Source organism: Pseudoalteromonas piscicida (assembly GCF_002744175.1).
Taxonomy (GTDB): domain Bacteria; phylum Pseudomonadota; class Gammaproteobacteria; order Enterobacterales; family Alteromonadaceae; genus Pseudoalteromonas; species Pseudoalteromonas piscicida_B.
This window is the reverse complement of sequence record NZ_NKHF01000142.1, coordinates 1-202: the sequence shown is the minus strand read 5'-3', so window position 1 is coordinate 202 and position 202 is coordinate 1. Positions and strand designations below refer to the sequence as shown.

1 protein-coding gene is annotated in these 202 nt (G+C 39.6%); it reads right to left on the bottom strand.

Translation table 11 applies throughout. The annotated features are described in order from the left end of the window. The coding region (locus CEX98_RS23120) for a hypothetical protein (protein WP_206780901.1) at positions 1–202 on the bottom strand (202 nt) is incomplete at both ends.

Sequence of the window (202 nt, the reverse complement as noted above, 5' to 3'; positions counted from 1 at the left end):
CTTGTACATCTTCGGGCAAATTCTTTTCTTCTTCCAAGGCTGTTTCAAAACATGAAGTGACTGCTTTATAGAGTGTTTTCTGATGCGCTTTGACTTGAACCCTTGTACATCTTCGGGCAAATTCTTTTCTTCTTCCAAGGCTGTTTCAAAACATGAAGTGACTGCTTTATAGAGTGTTTTCTGATGCGCTTTGACTTGAACC